Source organism: Shewanella sp. 5_MG-2023, from assembly GCF_030547465.1.
GTDB lineage: Bacteria > Pseudomonadota > Gammaproteobacteria > Enterobacterales > Shewanellaceae > Shewanella.
The window spans coordinates 1-22,279 of record NZ_JAUORC010000026.1 but is presented as its reverse complement, the minus strand read 5'-3'; the positions used below and the strand labels follow the sequence as shown (position 1 = coordinate 22,279).

Annotated in this window: 20 protein-coding genes; 8 read left to right on the top strand and 12 right to left on the bottom strand. The window is 41.2% G+C overall.

Annotation, left to right across the window (positions count from 1 at the left end):
* Window positions 1–229 precede the first annotated feature (229 nt).
* The 3 genes from Q4557_RS15345 to Q4557_RS15335 form a co-directional block, all read right to left on the bottom strand.
* Window positions 230–568 carry a hypothetical protein gene (locus Q4557_RS15345; RefSeq protein ID WP_102475590.1) on the bottom strand — a complete coding sequence of 113 codons (339 nt, stop codon included), beginning with the start codon at window positions 566–568 and terminating at the stop codon, window positions 230–232.
* Between the two features lie 291 nt (window positions 569–859).
* Complete coding sequence (locus Q4557_RS15340) at window positions 860–1,444, bottom strand: peptidylprolyl isomerase (RefSeq protein WP_102475580.1); 585 nt, start codon at window positions 1,442–1,444, stop codon at window positions 860–862.
* A 14-nt stretch (window positions 1,445–1,458) separates the two neighbouring features.
* The gene (locus Q4557_RS15335; RefSeq protein ID WP_102438903.1) at window positions 1,459–2,025 is read right to left on the bottom strand and encodes a YajG family lipoprotein; all 567 of its coding nucleotides are present in this window, start codon (window positions 2,023–2,025) and stop codon (window positions 1,459–1,461) included.
* A gap of 222 nt (window positions 2,026–2,247) precedes the next feature.
* On the opposite strand from Q4557_RS15335, the gene Q4557_RS15330 reads away from it, so the two are divergent.
* On the top strand, window positions 2,248–3,285 hold the full coding sequence (locus Q4557_RS15330; RefSeq protein WP_102438901.1) for a DUF2804 domain-containing protein: 1,038 nt from the start codon (window positions 2,248–2,250) through the stop codon (window positions 3,283–3,285).
* Between the two features lie 87 nt (window positions 3,286–3,372).
* Window positions 3,373–4,290 (top strand): sterol desaturase family protein, encoded by a 918-nt coding sequence (locus tag Q4557_RS15325; RefSeq protein WP_303413776.1) that lies wholly within the window; start codon window positions 3,373–3,375, stop codon window positions 4,288–4,290.
* A 211-nt stretch (window positions 4,291–4,501) separates the two neighbouring features.
* Here the strand turns inward: Q4557_RS15325 and Q4557_RS15320 are convergent, their stop codons facing one another.
* From Q4557_RS15320 to Q4557_RS15305, 4 genes are all read right to left on the bottom strand, one after another.
* Window positions 4,502–5,803 (bottom strand): MFS transporter, encoded by a 1,302-nt coding sequence (locus tag Q4557_RS15320; RefSeq protein WP_102475577.1) that lies wholly within the window; start codon window positions 5,801–5,803, stop codon window positions 4,502–4,504.
* Window positions 5,800–6,147 carry a cupin domain-containing protein gene (locus tag Q4557_RS15315; protein ID WP_102438895.1) on the bottom strand — a complete coding sequence of 116 codons (348 nt, stop codon included), beginning with the start codon at window positions 6,145–6,147 and terminating at the stop codon, window positions 5,800–5,802. Before Q4557_RS15315 ends, Q4557_RS15320 begins: the two co-directional genes overlap by 4 nt.
* Before the next feature lie 25 nt (window positions 6,148–6,172).
* Window positions 6,173–8,464 carry a polysaccharide lyase 6 family protein gene (locus tag Q4557_RS15310; protein WP_303413773.1) on the bottom strand — a complete coding sequence of 764 codons (2,292 nt, stop codon included), beginning with the start codon at window positions 8,462–8,464 and terminating at the stop codon, window positions 6,173–6,175.
* A 110-nt stretch (window positions 8,465–8,574) separates the two neighbouring features.
* A complete protein-coding gene (locus tag Q4557_RS15305; RefSeq protein WP_303413771.1) occupies window positions 8,575–8,880 on the bottom strand; it encodes a hypothetical protein in 306 nt (101 codons plus the stop codon).
* Between the two features lie 374 nt (window positions 8,881–9,254).
* On the opposite strand from Q4557_RS15305, the gene Q4557_RS15300 reads away from it, so the two are divergent.
* On the top strand, window positions 9,255–9,995 hold the full coding sequence (locus tag Q4557_RS15300) for a FadR/GntR family transcriptional regulator (protein ID WP_303413769.1): 741 nt from the start codon (window positions 9,255–9,257) through the stop codon (window positions 9,993–9,995).
* 912 nt (window positions 9,996–10,907) lie between these two features.
* Here the strand turns inward: Q4557_RS15300 and Q4557_RS15295 are convergent.
* Window positions 10,908–12,059, bottom strand: a complete 1,152-nt coding sequence (locus tag Q4557_RS15295) for a methyltransferase (RefSeq protein WP_102532196.1) — start codon at window positions 12,057–12,059, stop codon at window positions 10,908–10,910.
* Between the two features lie 274 nt (window positions 12,060–12,333).
* On the opposite strand from Q4557_RS15295, the gene Q4557_RS15290 reads away from it, so the two are divergent.
* Together Q4557_RS15290 and Q4557_RS15285 are read left to right on the top strand one after the other, a co-directional pair.
* Window positions 12,334–12,741, top strand: a complete 408-nt coding sequence (locus Q4557_RS15290; protein ID WP_102475573.1) for a hypothetical protein — start codon at window positions 12,334–12,336, stop codon at window positions 12,739–12,741.
* A gap of 228 nt (window positions 12,742–12,969) precedes the next feature.
* Window positions 12,970–14,706, top strand: a complete 1,737-nt coding sequence (locus tag Q4557_RS15285) for an ABC transporter transmembrane domain-containing protein (protein WP_303413825.1) — start codon at window positions 12,970–12,972, stop codon at window positions 14,704–14,706.
* A gap of 104 nt (window positions 14,707–14,810) precedes the next feature.
* Here Q4557_RS15285 and Q4557_RS15280 read toward each other — a convergent pair whose 3' ends face one another.
* The gene (locus Q4557_RS15280) at window positions 14,811–16,409 is read right to left on the bottom strand and encodes an AMP-binding protein (RefSeq protein WP_303413765.1); all 1,599 of its coding nucleotides are present in this window, start codon (window positions 16,407–16,409) and stop codon (window positions 14,811–14,813) included.
* Between the two features lie 474 nt (window positions 16,410–16,883).
* Between Q4557_RS15280 and Q4557_RS15275 the strand changes: the two genes are divergently transcribed.
* Window positions 16,884–19,451 (top strand): TonB-dependent siderophore receptor, encoded by a 2,568-nt coding sequence (locus Q4557_RS15275; protein WP_102438881.1) that lies wholly within the window; start codon window positions 16,884–16,886, stop codon window positions 19,449–19,451.
* 87 nt (window positions 19,452–19,538) lie between these two features.
* On the opposite strand, the gene Q4557_RS15270 is transcribed toward Q4557_RS15275, so the two are convergent.
* Complete coding sequence (locus Q4557_RS15270) at window positions 19,539–20,069, bottom strand: thioredoxin family protein (protein WP_102519357.1); 531 nt, start codon at window positions 20,067–20,069, stop codon at window positions 19,539–19,541.
* 196 nt (window positions 20,070–20,265) lie between these two features.
* Between Q4557_RS15270 and Q4557_RS15265 the strand changes: the two genes are divergently transcribed.
* Window positions 20,266–20,883: a LysE family translocator gene (locus Q4557_RS15265; RefSeq protein ID WP_303413761.1), complete on the top strand. Its 618-nt coding sequence runs from the start codon at window positions 20,266–20,268 to the stop codon at window positions 20,881–20,883.
* Window positions 20,884–20,953: 70 nt separating this feature from the next.
* Here the strand turns inward: Q4557_RS15265 and Q4557_RS15260 are convergent, their stop codons facing one another.
* Complete coding sequence (locus Q4557_RS15260) at window positions 20,954–21,286, bottom strand: DUF3144 domain-containing protein (RefSeq protein WP_303413759.1); 333 nt, start codon at window positions 21,284–21,286, stop codon at window positions 20,954–20,956.
* 119 nt (window positions 21,287–21,405) lie between these two features.
* Window positions 21,406–21,951 (bottom strand): prepilin-type N-terminal cleavage/methylation domain-containing protein, encoded by a 546-nt coding sequence (locus Q4557_RS15255; protein ID WP_102475570.1) that lies wholly within the window; start codon window positions 21,949–21,951, stop codon window positions 21,406–21,408.
* 68 nt (window positions 21,952–22,019) lie between these two features.
* Here Q4557_RS15255 and Q4557_RS15250 point away from each other — a divergent pair, with 68 nt between their 5' ends.
* Window positions 22,020–22,247, top strand: coding sequence for a hypothetical protein (locus Q4557_RS15250; protein ID WP_303413756.1), 228 nt, complete (start codon window positions 22,020–22,022; stop codon window positions 22,245–22,247).
* Window positions 22,248–22,279 lie beyond the last annotated feature (32 nt).

Genomic DNA, 22,279 nt, shown 5'->3' with positions numbered 1-22,279 from the left:
TAGCTTAAGCGGGCTCGCTAGATGGTTCAAGTTATTATCAAGTTATTAATAGTACAGCAATTTGAGCTTGGTCAATAAACAAGGGTATTTGTAATACTCAGGTTTGTTAAACCATGAGTTTAAGCTCAACGCTGCTATGAGTGAGCATTGGTTATATTGATGATTCAAATAATAAAAAAGTAATTAGCATAGCGCTTATAACAAGCTGTGTTGTAACTAAAAAGACCCACTAAATAGTGGGTCTAATGCCAACACAACCTTGAGGTACTTCACCACCGCTATTAATGTAATCACAGCAATCGTGAACTTGTTGACGTAAATATTGATTACCGCGGATAACCATTGCTGGCCATTCATGAAAACAGTGCAATAAATGCCAAAATACTTTTTCAGTATCAGTTGGAGTCATAGTTTCAGGAGGGTTATCTAAGTCGACGGCTTGCCACTCTTCCAATACATCCCACATGTAGAGCTTGATTTCATGGTGATCTAGTTGGTTATCTAAGAAGGCTTTTCCATAATACGCCAGTTGAGGGGCTTTGGTTTCTATAAAATCATTGGGCGTCATCGTCTTTGGCGTTGTTATCTTAATTGGCATGAGAAGCGTCCTTATAATTCCATTTATTGACCAATAAGGTTTGTTACAAGATAGACTAAAGTATAGTTGGTTATCTTGAACATTCACTCGGATTTACAAAGTAAAATGAAATTCAGTATTTATGACTAGATAATCATCGCTAGGCATTGTAAAAAACTACAAAAAAGCGGCGTTAAATGTATATTTAACGCCGCTTTTTTAAATAATTGATGAATTTACGTAACGTAAATGAGTCACCTATAACCATGAAATTTATAAGGTTTATCGTTTCAGTAGTGTCGCTTTATTCAATTTCACTTCTTTAACGGGCACATCAGGCCAATTGAGTTGGGCATTATGGCCAGTTGGAACATATGACATGGCTTCCAGTACTGCCATTCCTTCTACGACTTCGCCAAATACCGCATAACCCCAACGGCGCTTGGAAGGATTGAGGTTTTTATTATCGCCTACATTGAAGTAAAACTGACGCGTGGCAGAGTGGGGGTCGTTATCGCGAGCCATAGCAATGGTGCCCATAGCATTGGATAAACCATTACCGGATTCATTAACGATAGGGTCTAGCGATGGAAGTTCTTCAAACTCCGAGGTTAATCCGCCACCTTGAACCACAAAATCGGCAATGACGCGATGAAAAATCGTATTGTCATAATCGCCTTTGACCACATAGGTCAAAAAATTATCCACAGTGAGTGGCGCACGGGTTCTATCTAGCTCAACCACGACCTTGCCCATGCTGGTATCAAACTCAACTTTTGGGTAAAGCGTATCGGGCTGAATATCCACGGCTGCTTGAGCAACCATGGTTGATAATGCAAGTACGCTGGCTAACATCCACTTAAGCATGGCTTCTTCCTGGGTTATTGTTGTAAGAAATGGTGCAGTTCAGCATCATTAATAATTTTGCTGGTCAGTTCATCGATGAGCTTATTCATATCCAGCTCAAGGGTGGCGTAATCTGGGCTAAATGGGCCCTTTAATAAACCTTTAGCGTTATATATCTTAGTAAATTCTTGGGTTTGATTTTTAGCGACCACATTGATGGTTAATGTCGTCTTTGCCTCAAAACCGAAAGTCGACTCGGTGACATCTGTCAGTAAATAATCTAATTGAAATTCAGCCGAATTGGTCGCTGCAGGGTCAACTTGATAGCCCGCCTTGGTCATGGCTTGCTTAAATACATTGTCCAGTTGCTGCCTGATAGGTTCACTTGGGCTAATTAATTCTGCTGCTTCACCTTCTTTATTAAAGCGAACAATAAAGTTAGCTTTGCGGACATCAATGGTGTTTACCGCAACAGTGGCATATTGGTCGATTTGATTCAGTGGTTGGGGGACACTGGGGTTAAGCGCAATATGGGTCGGGGTGTAACTGGCGCAAGCTGAAAGAAATAACGAGCTGCATAACAACAAAGGTAATGATTTCATGTCACAAAACGGTAAAAAATGATGGCCTCAGAATAACAGATTTTTACTGCCTTGCCAGCCCAATAACCTGAGTTAATCAGTTTCACTGGTTCATTTATTAGTCTGGATTATTTCGCCATGATGATGAGAGATTAGTGGTGATATCCCATGGTAACAAACCATTGACTTTAGCCCTGAAAGTATAGAGGTTAGAGTCTAATCATATTATTCATTGGATGCTAAATGGCTTTACATCATCGACAACCCACTTCGGCATTAGCGCCAGAATCGTTAATTAAAAATGACGGCCAACCTATATATGGGCATTTTGATGGCATTGTCGCAGATCTTGGTGTTAAGCAATTTAGTTACTTTACTGACATGGATAAGCCCAGTTCATGGTTTGCAAAACATGTCGATTTTAAGCAATTTCAATTTATTAATATTACTACCCCTCGTTATATCATTGGGGTGGCTATTGCCGATATTCGCTATGTTGGCAGCAGTTTTTGTTACCTCTATGACATAGAAAAAAATCGCTTAACACAGACGCAAACCTTAAAACCGTTAGCGCTGGGTATGTCACTGTCTCAGTCACCTAAAAATGGTCAGTCGCGCATTAAGCATCGCCAATCTCAGATTGAATTTGTTATTAAAGACGGTGTCTGGCAGTTATATATCGCCGCAGACAATATTCAGGCTGAGCTTACATTAACAGCGCCCATGTTAAGTTTGCCGATGAGTTTATGCACGCCAACCGGCTATAACGGTTGGACCTATACCCAAAAACACAATGGTTTAAAAGTATCAGGCAGTTTAACGGTCAATGATGAACCGCAGCCGCTGAATCAGGCTTTAGCGAGTTATGATTTTTCTGCCGGATACATGCGCCGAGAAACCAGCTGGCGCTGGGCGTCAATTAATACTCAAGTAGAGTCTGGTGTGTTGGGGCTTAACTTAGCCGCGGGCGTTAATGAAACAGGCGCCACCGAGAACGTGTTATGGATTAATGGTGAACGCCATTTTATGCCCGCGGTAAGGTTTGAGTTTAATCGCCAGCGCAGTGACGATGATTGGTACATCACCGGGGGCGACAACCAAATTGATTTAAGCTTTCGCGCATTAAAGTGTCGCAGTGAGAAGATTAACCTTGGGTTTCTTAAAAGTAATTTCAGGCAGTATATTGGTTATTTTAGTGGCCAGATAACCGACAATAATGGCCGAGTGCATCAGTTACAAAATCAACTTGGATTAACCGAAGATCATTTTGCAAAGTGGTAATGAACCTAAGCCTGTTAGCGCCAATGGGTTAATGCATTTATAAATAGATTCATAAAATACAATAATAAAAAATAAAGAAGGTTTTCAATGGATTTGAATACACTGATCACTCACCCCGAGATCTTGCTACTGGTGCTGGCGCCGCTATTTTTCCTGTGCATTTTACTGGAGTGGTATCTAGGCACTAGAGCCAATAAGTTACCCGAATCAGCCAAGTACGCCCCTATGGAAGTTGCGTGTAATTTTTGCCTTGCCGCAATGCATCAACTAACTGACATTTTAGCCGGATTATTTATCGCAAAATTATACCTGATGGTATTTGATTGGAAGCTACTTGATATTCAAATGGGAATTGGCAGTTTTATTGCGTTGATGATCGCCCAAGATTTCTGTTATTACTGGTTTCACCGCGCAAGCCACCGTGTGCGCTGGATGTGGGCGGCTCATGTTGTTCACCATAGCTCTGAAAATATGAATTTCAGCACTGCTTTTAGGCAGAGTTTGATGTACCCCTTAGCGGGAATGTGGCTGTTTTGGCTGCCATTGGTGGTGATTGGGTTTGACCCCAATTGGGTGGTATTTGTAGTACTGCTTAATTTGGGGTTACAGTTTTTTGTGCATACCCAAGCGATTAAATCTCTTGGCCCGCTTGAGCTTATTTTTAATACGCCGTCACATCATCGGGTGCACCATGGCCGTAACCCACAATATATTGATAAAAATTATGCAGGCGTGCTGATCATTTGGGATAAGTTATTTAACACCTTTGAGCCTGAAAATGACACGGTGATTTATGGTATTACCAAGCCGGTTAATAGTTTTAATCCTATAATCGTGAGCTTTGCTGAGTGGCGAGACATGTTTAAGGAAGTGACTATGGCGGGGTTAACATTAAAGCAAAGATTAGCGGTGTTATTGTCGCCGCCGGCTCAAGTTGATGCTAAGCCCAATAGTCATACTGAAAACCTTAACCATCTTGAGGAAGAGCAGAGCCAGACTCGATAATGATGACGGATTTTTAAAGAAAGGTTTAACCTACTTAACAGATACTCGGAAGGGGTTGAGTACATGAAAAGTAGGTCTCACCAAATAAAAAAGGGCTATTTGGGTTCAGCCCCAGCGATAATTAACTAGTCACTTTATGTTTGCTCAGAACATAAGGTTTATTGCTAGATAATGTAATGCTAAATCGTTGTTAATCTATCTTGAGCTGAGGCTATTTGCTTTTGGGGCTAACAGGCTCAATTCTGGGGATCAATATCCACACCGCAGCAATGGCAATGAGAGCTAAAGATGCACCAATAACAAATGCTGGCGTGTAGTTACCGTCAGCCGTTAAATAGGGCACTAATGCTGTTAACCCTAATGCCCCTAGCTTGGCAGCCATTCCTGAAACCCCTGCTAGTGTACCCACAGCTTTTTTCCCAAATAAATCACTGGGCAGTGTTTGTACATTACCAATAGCCGTTTGAAAGCCGAACAAGATCACCGCCATGATCATTACCGCGGTCGTTGGCCCACCTGGGTTTGCCATAGATAAAAGCGATGGCAACATAATCAAACAACCTAAGGTAATCGTCAGCTTACGGGTTTTATTGGTATCCCAACCTGCTTTTAAACGGTTTTGTGCCAGTAAGCCACCAAACCATGCCCCAAGCATTGCTCCCACATAAGGCACCCAGCCGTATATCCCAATAGACTTAACATCCATGGCGTACACTTCATTGAGGTAAATAGGGATCCAGAAAACAAACAACCACCAGATAGGATCGATTGCTGCAGACGCAATAATCACCCCCCAACTTTGCTTATGAGAAAGTAGCTCTGTGGTGGTCGGGTTATATTCTTTTGCATCAACTTCATCGTCAGCGTTAGTGCATTTCTGACCTGTTAAAATGTATTGTCGCTCCTCCTCGGTAATCCAAGGGTGAGACTTAGGCGGTGCTTTAACTAAGATAATCCAAGGGATTAACCATAACAAACCAACCAAACCAATGACAACGAAGACCATTTGCCAGCTAAAATAAACGGTCATATAAGCGATAAGTGGAATCGATATAATGCCGCCAATCGCAGCGCCTGAGTTAAAAATGCCTTGAGCTAAAGCACGCTCTTTTGTAGGAAACCAATCAGCATTACTTTTAGCTGCGCCTGGCCAGTTACCTGCCTCAGCCAGACCTAGAATTGCTCTAAAGATACTGAAACTCAGCATGCCCTGTGCGAATGCGTGCGCAGCTGTTGCAATAGACCACACCCCAATTGAGAGCACAAAGCCTAGTCGGGTACCAATCCAGTCAAATATTTTACCAAATATCGCCTGACCAAAGGCATAAGATAATATGAATACAATAGAAATATTGGCATAGATCTGTTTGCGCTCTAGTGCGGTTTCATTAGGAAATATATCTTCAACAATATCAGGCCAAAGCACGCTTAGCGCTGAACGGTCGATATAATTAATTACCGTAGCTAATGCGATGAGTAGAATCACCCACCAGCGTAAGTTTCTTATTTTCATTTTAGTCCCTCAATGAAATCTTCTCTTGCGGGACTAAAGGTATCAATTAAAATACCGCCTGTTGGGCAAGTGGCCCCATGGTCTGCATGAGGCGGGATCATACAGCTATCACCCGCTCTTAGAATTTTAGTGACGCCATCGATATTAAAGTGAAATTCACCTTCCACAACGTATGAAACTTGTGAGTGTCTGTGGGCATGATTGTAACCAATGGCTCCTTTCTCAAACCAAATTTTTACTGCCATTAGCTCTTGATTAAACCCAAGCATTTGACGCTTTAAACCGCCGCCAATGTCTTCAATTTCTGTTTCATTTCCAAATGAAAAATGTTCGCTCTGTTTCATTGTGACTCCTACTGCTTATTTTTAGTTATTGGTTTTTATGGATAAATTTAGGGTTTTCATAAAGCGCGCTAATGGTTGGTAGTAGCGTATGAGTAAATTGGTTATGACTGAGTTGAGTGACGGGGTCACCTGTGGTGTGTTCTATTTTGACTGCGGCACTGTCAGTAAATTGATTATTAGCCATATCGGTCACTTGCACGCCATGAAGGTATAAGCTGGCTTTGAAGGGATTACGTTTTCCAAGGCCAACCTGATTGATGTGATTATTCACAAATGTAAGGTGAGGGCCGAAGGTACTTTCGTCTTTACCGCCGCGATATAAATTAACCAGTGAGCCTTGAATATGCTCAAACTGATTGTTGTTTACTTGTACATACTCAGCGTTATAAATGCCTTTATCATCAGTCTCTTTATTGAGCCTTAAAATATCACCGCTGATATTGATAAAGTGATTATTGCTAATGACAATATTATTGGCAAAAGCTCGCGCACCTGAGTCAAAAAAGTGAAATGAAGGCTGGTTATCAAGTTGTTTGATTTCACTATTTAATAAGCTGAATCGATAATTGGTTAACATGCCGGAGCTGGTGGTTTTTACCACACTGTTTTCTGCAACATCGTTAGCTGCAATATCGTTACCTGCAATATTGGTACTATTTTTACCGCTAATGACTAAACCATCGAGCTTTAAACTGCCGTTATTTTGAATTTCAAATAGGCTGGATTGGCTAAAACTCAGTTTGGCTTGTTGCTTTACTCGTGCCTTGATGGTGAGCGGCTTATTGATAAGTAACACTTGTTCAAGCTGATATTCGCCGTTATTGAGTGCGATAACATCGCCAGCGCTTGCATGGTTAACGGCTTGCTTAAGCTCTTGCGCGGTTGAAACTGCGATTTGGTTACCTGAATCAAAGGCGATTTCTGGTTCTGTTTTCGGATACCAACTCACGCCAGTTGCGCTTTTTAAAGTGGGAGTGAGTGAGGTCGATATGCCATAGGTGCTTAAGGCGTTATTGCTTGGATATAACAGGCCATTTTCAGCCCGCACGAGTTTAATCGATTGCGCATCAATGCCTTGAGTAATGCTGTTATTGTTAAGCTTATTAGAAACGTTGTTAGTAAAGCTTATCCCTGAAATATCATCAAATATGGCGAATGGTGATAGTTGATTGCGATTAACTAACAGGTTTTTTGAAAACTTAGTTTCTAGCGGCGCAGCAGAGCGTTCAGCATCACTACCTGCAGCTAAATGAATATGGTTTACATCAATAAAACTGTTGTGATTAATATTGGCATTAACCACTTGGTGATAACGATTTAAAGGCGAGTTAGGTACGCCATTCATAATGGTGAAGCCACTGCCAAAGCGATAACCCGTTAAGCCTTCAAAGTAGTTGTTGGTGACGATTTGATCGCGATTGATCACCCGAACGCCGCCAGTGTGCTCTACGCCATTACCTAAAAATACATTGCTGCTTATTTGGTTAGCATTACCATGACGTAGGGTTAAGGTGCCGCGGGATGCAAAAAAGGTGTTGTTACGAATGGTGTTGTTGCCGGACTTAACGGAGATGATTTCTACTTCGCCATCACAGCGGTCAAAGTAGTTATTTTCGATGACAGTTTGCGATGCCGACATGGAATGATGGCTAGTGCCAATGCGGATTGTTTCACCGCCATTGGATCCCAAGGTTGGCCGAGGACCAAAGTAGTTATGATCAATCTGATGATTATTTTGCTGACTTAACGGCGATTTTAATCGCACCGTTAAGGTCACGCCTTTATTACGCTTACCCACTAAATGATTGTGGTCGAAGCGGTTATTTTTACCATACAGCGCCACCCACTGATCAGAATCAAATCGCTCTGGCTTATTGAAGTTGTCGATGACCACTTCAGATACTCGCGAATGATGAGCAAAATCATCATCACTGCTTCTAAAGGCAATCACTTCACGGCTTGGACTGTAGCCATTTTTAAATACTAAGCCGCTTACATGTAAATACTGGCCAGATAAACGCAAATTAGATTGGCCTGATAATATGACTTTGCCTTTGGTTTGCGCTGACAGTGTGATGGGGGCCGCTTTTGTGCCTTGACCGCTAAAGTTGATTTCAAAGTCTTGCCAAATACCGTCAGCCAAGATGATTTCATCACCTGCGACAATATTTTTTATTGTTTGGTTATATTCCACAGGCGTCTTCACTGTGTAAGTGGCTGCATTGAGCGATAAGAAAGGGCTTAATGCCGATAGACACAGCATAAGAGCAATATGTTTTAAGTTTTTATCCTTGCTAGGTAAATATTGATATTGCATTAGTACGCTCATTGTTATTTTTATACTGAGTTTTAGTGTTGTTTTAATCGTAAATAAACTCCTAGCTCAATAGTGGGGTAGGAGTGCCAATGCTAAGTTTCTAATGCGGATTAAAACTTAACTTTCGCGCCAAGGAAGTACTTAGGCTCTGAACGAGAGTAGTCAGAAACTGTGGTGTCATTACCACGAGTCATGATTTGTGGCTCGTCTAGCAGGTTTAGCGCTTTAAGTGATACAGATAAGTAATCAGAATCTTGCACATAACGGTTTGAACTATCTGGAAACGGCAAGTTATTAGGTTGGAAATACGATTCTCGGTACTTATAAAGTACTCTGAATGTTGCCCAATCACCTTCCCAATACACTGACGCAGATGCCACTTGTGGTGAGAAACCAAATAGATTTGCATCAGGCACAATATTTTGGCTGCCAGTTAAGCTTACTTAACCTTAATGCGTCGCTTATTTTATTAAGTTTCACGTTTATCTCCCCAGATAAAATATTGTATTTAAATGCGAACACAATCCTTTAAACATGATCTTTAAATACAACCTTTCGCTGCATAGAAACTAACCAATGGTCATGGTGCGTGTCAACCATTTTGTGTTACCAATATTAAATTGACTTTACTTTTTTGTTATTACCAATAACATTAAGGTAACAATGATTACTACTTGTATGATTGCTGAATTGCACTCTAAAGTGATAAATAGGCTTTGCGTTGAATGACTAAATCGATATGATGTAGGTTATGCAAATTGTTATTTTTTAGAATATTGAAGGACCAAACATGAAAAATAGACGTATGTTTTGGCGCATCGTAGAAGAGATTGAAGCGTCTATTACTCGCGGCGAATATGTACCTGGTAGTCGTTTACCTCCAGAAAGGGAGCTAGCTGAAAAGTTTGATGTTAGCCGTCCAACCATTCGTGAGGCGATTATTGCACTGGAAGTGCGAGAGAAAATTGAAGTTAAAACGGGTTCGGGTGTTTACGTCTTACAATCAGTCAATCAGTCCCAGCTAAAAAACAAAATAAACGCCTTTGAATTAACCCAGGCTAGAGCACTTGTTGAAGGTGAGATAGCGGCACTTGCTGCAAATACTATTACCGAAGAAGAATTGGTAGAGTTAAATAAGACGTTGGTTATGATGGAAAATAAGTCTTATGTAGAAGAAGCAGATCAAATGTTTCATAATATCATTGCTAGCTCCACTCGTAACGGTGCATTAATCAAAATGTTTGAAAGCTTGTGGGCACTGCGGGCATCAAGTCCAAAAATTATTGACGACTATGATAGCGTTTGTAGCAAAGACAACCAGAAGACCTTAGATGAACATACTGCCATTTATGAGGCTCTCGCCGCAGCAGATGCTTCAGAGGCGCGTGCAGCTATGCACAAACACTTTAATCGCTTGATTAATGTATTGTTTGATACTGTTGAGGCTAAATCACTTGAAGAAGTGAAACGTAAAAACAGTGAGAAGCGTGATTTATATTCAATTGATAACTTGGTTAACAGATTAAGTTAACCATCAATACACACTTTAAAGGACGCTAAGCGTCCTTTTTTTATGGTTGTAGAGAATTCTGTTTGTTTTTTTGTACAAAATCAGCGGCCAAAGCAAGGGCTGCGGTTAAAGGTTGTCTTTTTTACTCTTATCGCTAATTCAAATCGCTAATTCAAATCACTAATTTAATGACTTAAGCCGAGTTGGTCTAGAGTCTAACCCTGGTGATATTTTACCTTATCAATTAACAAGGATTGTCAGTTTATTGGACATTATATTAAACCTTCGGGAAAAGCTTTTATTGATTTACAGTGAAAAAGTGATGATAGGTGCTTAAAAAGCATGTAATTACCTTGCTATCTTAAAAGTTTTTTTATTACTAAATTGTAACAAATTTTCTGAGAATGATATTTGTTTGTATTTTTGGCGTTGGTTACGAAGATCATCTAGCTGGTCTATTGGTATACCAATTTTTTCTGTTGTTATTACCAATTCAATTGCCTTATCTAAGCTTTTATTTAGGGGCTGGTGGCAGCTTATTAGCTTGAATAATAGCGTCTCGGGTTAGTTAATAGCGTTATAATTTGCTATAGGGTGTCATATCAATATCGATTTATTAGGCGCTTTATTTTATAGCCAGTCTTCGATCATTAGCCGTTATGGTAAGCTCGATTGTTACAGCTGGTAATAAACTTACATGAGTAACAACTTAAGTGGTAATGCTCGTCTTGGCGGTTAACTGTTTTGACTCGGCCGAGTAAAGTATCTGTGGGGGAGAAGTATTGAAACTAGGGCCTGATATGACTAACACAGATTAGCGGCACAGATTAACTGCACTGATTAGCCAGAATTAGTCGTTTAACTGTTAGCGCGATTAAGCCTTTAAGTTAAAGGCTTAATCGAAGCTTGAACAAAGGTTGAGTCTGGCAGGGTTTACTTAATTGCTTGTAAAATAACAAACTTACCATTTGACGCCACAGTGTTGCAGTTTTTAAATAAACGCTTCAATTTTACATGGTAAGCCAAATGCCGATTGCCCACGACTTGTAACATGCCGCCAGGGGCTAAACGTTTACGGGCATCAACAAACATCTGCCATGCAATGTGATCGGTTATTGCTTCCCCCTGGTGAAAAGGAGGGTTACACAACACCAAATCAGCCACCATTTCAGCATCTAAGTGGGTTAAACAATCATCCCAATGAAACTGCGCTTTTTCACGAGCAAAGCCATTTGCTTGCCAATTGTGACGACTCGATGCAACGGCCATTTCTGAGTCGTCTACAAAGTGGATAGTTGCTTGCGGGTAAAGTTGTCCGGCTCGCAGGCCTAAAATACCATTACCACAACCAAGATCTATAACGGTATTAAACTCACCTTCTGGCAAGTTATCTAGCATGATACGAGCACCAATATCGAGCTTGTTAGCGGCAAATACATTGCTTAAGTTACTGATGTTAAGTGATAACTCATCAACAGGCCAGTTGACAGCTTGTGGAAGTTGGCGTTTATTACCGTCAGCAATACAAGTGATTACGCGGGTTTTCTTCCAAGTTAAGCTAGCATTAGCAGCGCCTAAATTTTTCTCAATGACGGCTAAAATCGCTTTATTGATGGTTTTTGCTTTAGCGCCAATGAGTACCTGAGTACCTTTTGGTAAAACCTGAGATAAGCGCTGCAATTGATGAGCAAAATAACTGAGGTTTTTTGGCAGCTTCATTAACACTAGCTGCAAGGTGTCAGGTAATAGCTCACGGCTATGAAAACGCTGGATATTATCTGATGGCAGTTGATTGGCTGCTAAGTTTAACTCAGCCCCCAGTAAACTGGTTTTCGCGTCGGTTTCCACAAATAAAGGCCAGCTTGGCTCAATCGCAACAAGGCCGCATTGCAGCGCCCCAAAATTATCATTAATGATGGCGGTATTAACTGGGCTCGTGTTTGACTGAATCTGGCTTGACTCAATAATATGTTTTATCAGGTGTTCATCGGCGGCATCCCAAGCTTGCAGGTTGGACTCTTGCTGCTTTGGATAGCGAAAAAGTGTTAACTCAATTCCTTCACATGAGAATTGGTTTGCCGTCATTATAATTACCTGTCATCAACATCATCAAAATAGCCGATAATTATCGCAGATAAGCGTTTATTGTGCGAGAGGAACTCAGGGCTTATCTGCAGTTAATCGCCCCGTTTAATCGCCATATCTAAAATGATGACGCCTTACACCCAAATTGCCCTGTGGCGTATTTGTTCGACATAGGCTGATAAGGTTTGCAGCGCCAAGGTGACTGATGCTAGATTACATAGGCAATAGATTAAGCTCAACGCGCTAATAACATTAACATTTACAAAGGAATTGTATGAAAGGTGCAGGTGGAACGTCAGGTGGAATTGGGTCATTTTTTATTGGTTTGATTATGATGTGCGGTGGTTTTTATATGCTACTGAATGCCATTAAAATCACCAGTTCATTTGGTATGGGGCATAGTCTATACAGAATGGGCGGTATGAACCTGACCAGTGGCATGATCATGATCCCATTTATGTTTGGAGTAGGTTTGATGTTTTACAATGCCAAAAATATTTTTGGCTGGATCCTAACCTTTGGCTCACTGGTTGCGCTTATCTTCGGCGTGATTAGCTCAATTAATTTTCGCTTTACCCAAATGAGCGCGTTCGAATTAATTGTTATCTTAGTGCTGAGTGTTGGCGGCTTAGGGATATTTTTACGCTCACTGAAAACCATCGACAGTAACAGCTTGAGCTAATCTACTGTTTTGTTTTACTGCAAGCAATAGTAAAACCCTGCACCATTTTGCAACAATGCTGAGTTCAATAATTGGCTCAGTATTGTCAATGCTATATTTATCTTCATCTGCTTGATTGTTTATTGGTACTATTTGGCTACTTAGTTTTTATTGGTATCTATTTTGACTACTGACTCGCCTTCACAGCCACTTGAACAAAAGCCATCGTCTAAACAAGCATTTCCAGTATTGCCGTGGATTATGACATTTCTTAAGCCTTATCGAATGAGAGTGGTAGCGGCAATTATCTTTTTATTTATCGGCTCATTTGCTTGGTTATCACTAGGCCAAGGAGTGAAGATGATGGTCGATGAAGGCTTTGTGGCTGATAACGCTGGCCGGCTCAATGAAATCGTCTTGTTTATATTAGTGATAACCGCAGTAAGTGGCACGGCGGTCTTTTGTCGCTTTTACTTAATGACTTGGCTAGGTGAGCGGGTTATCGCTGATATTCGCTTGAAAGTATATAACCATTTATTGTCATTATCGCCGGCATTTTTTGCCGAGCAGCGCACTGGTGAAGTGATTTCACGCTTTACCGCTGACAGCACGTTATTGCAAAGTGTGGTGGGCAGTAGTTTGTCGATGGCGTTTCGCTCAAGTGTTACCGTGCTCGGCGCTATAGTGATGATGGCGCTGACCAGTATTAAGTTAACGGGCTTAGTGTTACTGGCTGTGCCTATGGTGTTTGTTCCGGTTATTTTTCTTGGTAAAAAAGTGCGTCAGTATTCACGTACCAGCCAAGATAAAGTGGGCGATCTGGGGGCGTATATCGATGAAACCCTCCATGAAATTCATACCGTGCAAGCCTACGGCCATGAAAGTAAAGATCGCTACGTGTTCAATGAGCAAGTTGAAGCTGTGATGACCGCGGCTAAAAGCCGTATTCTCTATCGCTCTATTTTAATATCTTCAGTAATGTTTTTAAGTATTGCCGCTATTGCCTTGGTGCTGTGGGTTGGGGCGCAAGATGTGATGGCGCAAAATATTACCGCTGGTGAATTATCCGCCTTTATGTTTTATGCGGTAATGGCAGCAGGTGCAGTGGCCACCATTAGTGAAGTGTTCAGTGAAATTCAGCGCGCCTCAGGCGCTGCAGAGCGATTAGTTGAGTTAGTGAACACTCCTATTGATTTACCACAAGTTACAACGCCTCAGATGCTACCTGATGAGGTTAAAGGCCAACTGAGTCTAGAGCAGTTACGTTTTGCTTACCCTAGTGTTGCCGATGATGTCATTAAAGGCATTGATTTACAGATTAAGGCGGGTGAAAGAGTTGCGTTGGTAGGAGAAAGCGGCGCCGGTAAAAGTACCTTATTTGAATTGCTGCTACGTTTTTATCAACCTCGCTCAGGCGCTGTTAAGTTAGATGGATTTGATATCTCGCAGTTGAGCTTAAACCAATTACGCGAGCAGTATGCATTAGTGCCACAAGACTCAGTTATTTTCGCCACTAACGTACTTGAAAATGTTCGCTATGGCCGGGTTGATGCCAGCGAAGATGAGGTTATTAACGCTTGTAAAACAGCTAAAGCTGATGAATTTATTAATGAGTTACCTGACGGCTATCATACCTATTTAGGTGAGAGAGGCGTTAAGCTCTCAGGTGGTCAAAAACAGCGTATCGCCATTGCCAGAGCCATATTGGCAGACAGACCAATTTTATTATTAGATGAAGCCACCAGTGCATTAGATGCGGTGAGTGAAGTGTATGTAAAACAAGGTTTGGATAACCTGATGCAGGGCAGAACCACCTTGATTATTGCCCATCGGTTGGCCACAGTGATTAATGCCGACAGAATTGTGGTATTGGAAAAGGGTCAAGTGGTTGCTATTGGTACGCACAAAGAACTTATGCAAACTAGCGATATATATAATCAGTTTGCCAGTTTACAGCTATTGACAGATATAGACCCTGATAAATAACCGGCTTATTTAAGCGCTACTAGTGATAAAAAATGCCTTCAATATTGAAGGCATTTTGGTGTTGTTACATATATTTTTATTGTTAAGTTAGCTGCTGCGCAGCGCTATTTTCTTAACTCACGTCGTAAGATTTTTCCTACCGTGCTTTTAGGCAACTGTTCGGTAAACTCAATAATGCGTGGGATTTTATAGGCGGTTAATTGGCTGCGACAGTAATCTGAGAGCTGTTGTTTAGTTTGCGCTTCATCAACAGATGCTTCTTTTAATACGATCACTGCTTTAACGGCTTCACCGGATTTTTCATCTTCGACACCTACTACCGCGCACTCAAGCACTAATTCGTTTTGGGATAAAATATCTTCCACTTCATTGGGATAAACATTAAAACCTGAAACGATAATCATGTCTTTTTTACGATCAACTATTTTGTGAAAACCATCTTCAGTAGCGACTGCAATATCGCCGGTTTTAAAATAACCGTTACGGGTCATGACTTTGGCGGTTTCTTCAGGCTTTTGCCAATAGCCTTGCATCACTTGTGGGCCTTTAACTGCAAGTTCGCCAGCTTCACCTAATGGCACTTCTTCATCGTTTATATCTAATATTTTAACCTCGGTGGCCAATACAGGTTTACCAATAGTGCCTAACTTTTGGTAACCCGGCGCATTTAAGCTCACTACCGGGGCGGTTTCTGATAAGCCATAACCCTCAGATATCAAACTGCCAGTAGTTTTTTGCCAAATATTTGCCGCAGCACTTGTCAGTGCTGTGCCGCCAGAGAGCGTAATGGTTAACTTACTAAAATCCAATGCTTGAAATTCTGGTTGGTGGCATAGGCCAACAAATAAAGTATTAAGCCCTGCAAAGCCAGTAAACGGATAACTGGCCATAGTCTTTATTAAGCCTGCAATATCGCGTGGGTTAGGGATTAGCACTGAGCAGCTGCCAGATTCAAAATACAGGACTAAATTCACCATAAAGGCATAGATATGATAAATCGGTAACGGCGCGACAAAAATGTCCTTGCCTTCAGTCATAGTGCTGGCAATACGCGATTTTACTTGGCCTGAGTTAGCCAACATATTGCGATGACTTAGCATGGCACCTTTTGATAAGCCCGTGGTGCCGCCAGTGTATTGCAGCGCGGCTAGATCTTCTTGCTGAGGTTTGTAAGGACTAAAGCTTGATTGTTCACCTAAGGCGAGCATGTGGTTAAATTCGACTTTTGCAAAAGGGGTGTCGGCTTGAGGCTGAGGATTAATTAAATCCAGTGCATGGGTGCTGATGACTAATTCAATATCAGTTTTCGCAACTACATTATTTAATGTGGGTAATAAGTCAGATAACACCACCAAGGCTTTTGCGCCGGAATCATTAAACTGATGGATTAGCTCACGTTCAGTATACAGCGGGTTAGTGTTGACTATGATTAGCCCCGCACGAATTGCACCGTATGCGGCAATCACAAATTGAGTGATATTTGGCAACTGAATCGCGATGCGATCCCCAGGTTTTAGCTGACTATGGTTTTGCATGTAGGCGGCAAACTGACGTGAAGCAAGTTCGAGTTCTTTAAAGGTGGTTTGTTTCCCCAAACAAGCATAAGCCACATTATCCCCATAACGTTGGCAAGTTTGTTCGATCAAATCTACCAATGAATCATATTGCTGTAGATTGAGTTCTTTATCTGCGTCATACCCCATGCTTATCCCCTTTGTTGTTTTTTTGCTGCATTTCAAACAGGCGTTTAGATTAGAGTGGTTTTAGTTAACAGGTCAACAACATTCTATAGCTTTGTAAAATTATAGTATTAAAAAGTATGGAGTTTTTGCTCTATAATGGCTGATGGTTAGCATTATCTATTCGTTCAGTTTTGATGGTTTTTTGAACTAGAAAGGTGTTCTTGAGCCTCATGGTTAATTGGTTTGTAAGTATAAAGTCAGCGTTATCAACTGCCTTGCTATTCATTTAGTTAGTGTTTTAGTCTTTTACTCTGTTATTACCTCGAAATGCGTAGATTGTTTTGAGAGGTAATCGAAATTGTTCGCAATTAGCTTGCATTTGTTATGGAAATGTAACTGAGATGATGTATTTCATTTTGGGAGAGACGATTTTTAATCATATGTTTATGAATAAAAATGAGTCACAAGCAAAAATATAATAAATAAAGAGACCACATGATGACCAATCTAAAGAAAACAACCAAGTTTGGCTTTAGCTCATTAAGCCTCGCAATTACAGTAGCATTGACTGGTTCAGTCATGTCTACTCAAGTCGCAGCTGCGGAAGAAGTTGCAGACAATGTAGAAAAAATTGCTGTTGTAGGTAGCCGCGCTGCACCTCGTTCAGTGGGTGAGTCCCCTGTACCTATCGATATCATTAGCGCTGATGATTTAAGGAAGAATGGCTCTACCGACATGATTGATATGTTGGTCACCTCAGTACCATCATTTAACTCGCGCGCTCAGCCGATTAGTGATGCTGCAACCCTTGTACGCCCAGTCAATTTACGTGGATTGCCTTCAGACAGTACTTTAATCCTTGTTAATGGTAAGCGACGTCATCGTGCTTCTGTCATTGCATTCCAAGGAGGTGGCATAAATGATGGTGCTCAAGGGCCTGACATTTCGGTGATTCCAAGTATTGCGTTAAAGCAAGTTGAAGTGCTGCGTGATGGTGCCGCGGCGCAATATGGTTCTGATGCCATTGCAGGTGTAATGAACTTCCAATTAAAAGATAGCGCTGAAGGTGGCTCTGTCTCTGTTTCTCACGGTGAATATTATGAAGGCGATGGTGCAACGACAACCGTGGATGGCAACATCGGATTGCCGTTAACAGATGCTGGCTTCGTTAATATTAGTGCGCAATACAAAACTGCTGATGCAACCAGTCGCAGTGTACAGCGCCCTGATGCTGCGGGTTTAATTGCGGGAGGAAACACATTCGTTAATGATCCTGCCCAAATATGGGGTAACCCAGAAATTAAAGATGATTACACTGTATTTGCGAATCTTGGCTTTGACTTTAATGACAAGCACAGCCTTTATGCATTTGGTAACGTATCGTCAAGAGATGCTGTGGGTGGCTTCTATTACCGTAACCCCCATAACCGTGGCAATGTTTACTCCCTTGATGGCGGCGAAACCTTGCTAGTGGGGGCAGTAAATGGCGATCCATCAACATGTGATGTTGTGCCTGCAAATGTACCTAATGTACTTGATACCCCTGAATATGCAGCAATGGTTGCAGATCCTAACTGTTTCTCAATGAACCAAGTGCGCCCAGGTGGTTATACCCCTCAATTTGCTGGGACCATTGAAGATATGTCTTTCTTCTTAGGTTTTGAAGGCGAATTTGGTGAGTGGGCTTATGATGCCAGTGCAGGTACCGGTGCCAACAAAGCAAGTTTTAGCTTAAGGAACTCGCTTAACCCTTCTTTAGGTTTAGCGGCTAACCCTGAAGATACTCAAACTGATTTTGATACCGGTGCTTACGAGCAAGTTGAAACCACAGTCAACCTCGACTTCTCGCGTTATTTCACCATTGGCTCAATTGAAGATATTAGCTTTGCAACGGGTTTTGAGTGGCGTGAAGAGTCATTTGAAATTACTCAAGGTGAAGAAGCTTCTTGGTTAGCTGGCCCATACGCAGATCAAGGTTTCAATATTGGTTCCCATGGCTTTAAAGGTTTTGGTCCTGAAGCTGCGGGTAAAAACTCTCGAACCAATATTGGTATTTATGCCGATGTTGAAGCGTATTTAACTGATGATTGGTTATTGGGTTTAGCGCTGCGTTATGAGGACTTTTCTACTTTCGGCGATACCTTAAATTATAAGATTTCAACCCAATACTCAGTGAATGATTACTTGTCAATTCGTGGCTCACACAGCACTGGGTTTAGAGCACCAACAGTCGGTCAAGAGAATGTGGTTAACACTCAAACCTCGATTGTAAACGGTGATTTGATCCAGACATTTATTGCTCCACCAACGGATCCATTAGCGGCATTTTATGGTGGTGAAGTTTTAGAACCGGAAGAATCCATCAGCTATGCGTTAGGTACGGTATTTGAGTATGAAGACTTTTTCTTAACGGTTGATTACTACAATATTGAAGTGACAGGTCGTCTGGCGCAGTCAAGTCAAATTGAAGTACAAGCGGATGATTATGATGCGTTAAGAGCGGCGGGAGTAGAGTTTCCTGAGTTAATTTCGGCGGTTACTTATTATACCAATGACTTTGATACTACAACTCAAGGTATTGATATTGTGGGTTCGTATGAAACAGAGCTGATGTCTGGTGACTCAATGTTCAGTCTTGCCTATGGCTGGACGGATACAAACGTTGATAAGTTTGATCCAGATACTACTGACGAAGGTAAAGTGCGTCGTTTAGAAGATGGTATTCCTGCTCATCGTGCGACCTTAACGTGGAATCAAACCTGGGACGATTTAAACGTATCGTTACGTGGTAATTACTTTGGTGAATACTATGCAACCCATGCTGATGATACGTCTGATTGGGGTTCTGAAACGGCAGATTCTGCTTTCACTGTTGACCTTGAAGTGAGTTATACGGTAGTTGATGCATTAACTATTTCAGTGGGTGCGAATAATATCTTCGACCAAGAAGCTCAAAAGCTTAAAGACGGTACTTTAGGTGCTCTAGGTGCAGTTTACTATGAAAGTGGTCCATTCGATTATAACGGTGGCTTCTACTACGGTAAGTTAACTTACAGCTTTTAAGCGTTTAACTTGAACAAGAAAGACTGCATCTGCAGTCTTTTTTTTGCGATAAATTTATTGAGTTGAACTTGCTAAACACTAATCGAATCAGTTAACCGCATCTAAAGTATCAAACAATGATTCAATGGTGAGCACTGTTGGCAGCTTAACCCCTTGTGGGTACTTAGGGCCGTAAACTTTATTGAATGGCGTACCCATGCCGCCTTCATTGGTTACATAGGTTTCGATAAGTGCATTAGGTTCAGTCCAATTGCCTTGCATTAAAATGATATTATCTGCAGTAAGTACATTAACGACTTTTTCTCTATGGGTGACATTGGCTTGGTTGGTTCGACAAGGCAAGCACCAGTCCGCGTATACATCCACAAATACAGTATAGCCTTGCTCAACTAAAGGCGCTATTTGGCTTGGGTTAAGCGTTTGCCACTGCAAGCGTTTATAAGCATTGTAATCTTCATCTTTTTGTAAAAAAGCATACACCCCGCCAAAACATAAGGTCATAAAACTAAGTAACACGATGATCGCAGTAGGAATATTATTCCCTTTTATTTTTAGGATAATCAGTAAACCGATACCGGTTAGTAGTAATCCAAGTAATATTGGCAGCAATAAGGCCATAGGATGTGTTCTCAGTTAATTATGCAGAAGATATAGGCGACTATATCAAGTTTTACTTAATTTGAGGTTAAACCCATGTTGTCAGTGGTCATTCATGGTAACGTTACGCCTTTATTAAACTGCAGATAATTAAATGAATATAATCATCTGTATTTAATTGTAAGAATATTCACTCATTAATGATTTGGGAAATAAAATGGCGTTTAGTACGTGGTTAGGTCTATTGGCTATCTGTTGTTTAGGAGCCATGTCTCCAGGTCCTAGTTTAGCTATGGTGTTAAAACATACTTTATCTGGTGGGCGATTACATGGTGTTGTTTGTGCCTGGGCACATTCAATAGGTATTGGTGTTTATGCTTTGGTGACCATATTAGGGCTTGCAGTGGTGCTAGAAAAGTCGCCAATTGTGTTTAACGGTATTGCGATTCTGGGGGCGCTTTATTTGGCCTGGATGGGGTTTCAAGCACTAAACTCTAAAGGTGGTATGGAGCAAAAGCTACAAGCAGGAGTGCCAGCATCTTTACTTGAGGCTGCAAGAGACGGTTTAGCGATATCATTATTTAACCCAAAGATTTTATTATTCTTTTTAGCATTATTTAGTCAGTTTGTGCTTGCAGCTGAAACCATGGCAGGTCAAACCGTTATTGTGCTAACGCCCTTGGTTGTTGATGGGCTTTGGTACACCCTTATTGCCGTGGTGTTATCCCATGGGCCGATCTTAAATCGGTTACGAAACAAAGCGGCATTGATTGATAAGTTATCGGGTGTGGTACTTATCTTGCTGGCAGTTCGGGTGTTGATAAATCTATTTTAAATAGTATTTATTACAGATAGAGAGAACAAAAAAGCCATCTTGCGATGGCTTTTTTTGGTTAAAGCAGTTGTTAGTTCTTAAATACTTGTACTGAATCGTCTTTCTCTACAACGTCCTCTTCTGATGCCTGCTGGCTTCCTGGTGGGTTCTTTATATGGTCATTTAAGTTTTCACTTAACATTCCTTTGAACTCCTCAGAAAACCACTCTAAGGCATTATCTTTTTCAGCTTCTAAATTTGAAGACTTAATTGCAGCTTCAAATGCATTGTAACGTGCTGCAGCAAAGCGAAGGGCAGTACCGACTTTGCCAATATCGTTTTCTTGCTGGCTAAGTTGGTTTGCTAGCGCGATAAATTGATCAGCAATTTGGTACATTGTTGTTTCAGTTTTTTCTTCTGACATATTTTCCACTTTTTAGTACTGGTTTAATTGCAATTAGTTTACCCACTTTAAAACTTAAATTCAGGTAAAAAACCATTGAGTTTGCGGATTCGATCCAATTATTAAGCAATAACGTCATTTTAACTGTCTGGGTCAGAGTCAGTGATCACTTGACCATTTCGAGAGTCATAGTAAATAGATAAAGTCGTTAGAGAGTTATAAAAATAGCGACATTGATCAGGATTTATATAGGTGGCTTGGTAATCTGATACGTTTTCATCGGCAGTGGTGGAAACACTGGGGGCATCTTGTAGTACGGTTTCCCATACCGATATACAATCAGCGACGTTGTTTAGCCTTGGTGATGGCTCAAACGGAGGCCAGTTTTGTGCTGGATATCCCCACTCATTAATATCTAATTGGCCATCAGTACCGGCATTTTCAAATATTGGCAGATTATCAGCAGGGCCTGAATAGCCTAACGCAGCCCATTTTATATGCGCGAGGCTGATACCGGTTGCGAAGCTGCCGCCAGTGGCTTTTACATTTGCCACATGCGCATCTTGTTGAAGGTTGATAAACTTAGGCAAAGCGATGACGGCTAAAATAGCCAGTATAATAATGACGACAACCAGTTCAATAAGCGTAAACCCAGTTTGAGTTATTTTGAGCTTTTCAATTTGCATTTAGGCATCTTTAGTAATGTGTTGTTAAATAATTGTAGATTGGTTTAGGGGTTATAGGTAGGTATGAGATGAAATATGCGAATTGGCAGCAGCTGTTTAATGAGCAACAACAGCAAGGCTATTATCTTGAATTAATGAATTTTTTAGCGACAGAGCGCCAGCAAGGCAAGGTGATATACCCTCCAGAAAATGAGACCTTTGCAGCTTTTGATCTAACGCCATTGAAGCAGGTAAAAGTGGTTGTATTCGCATTATATTTACCAAAAATAAATTCAACTCAGTGGGTGAGTGAGTGAAATTGACCGCGCGCCGTGGTTTACAACGGTTT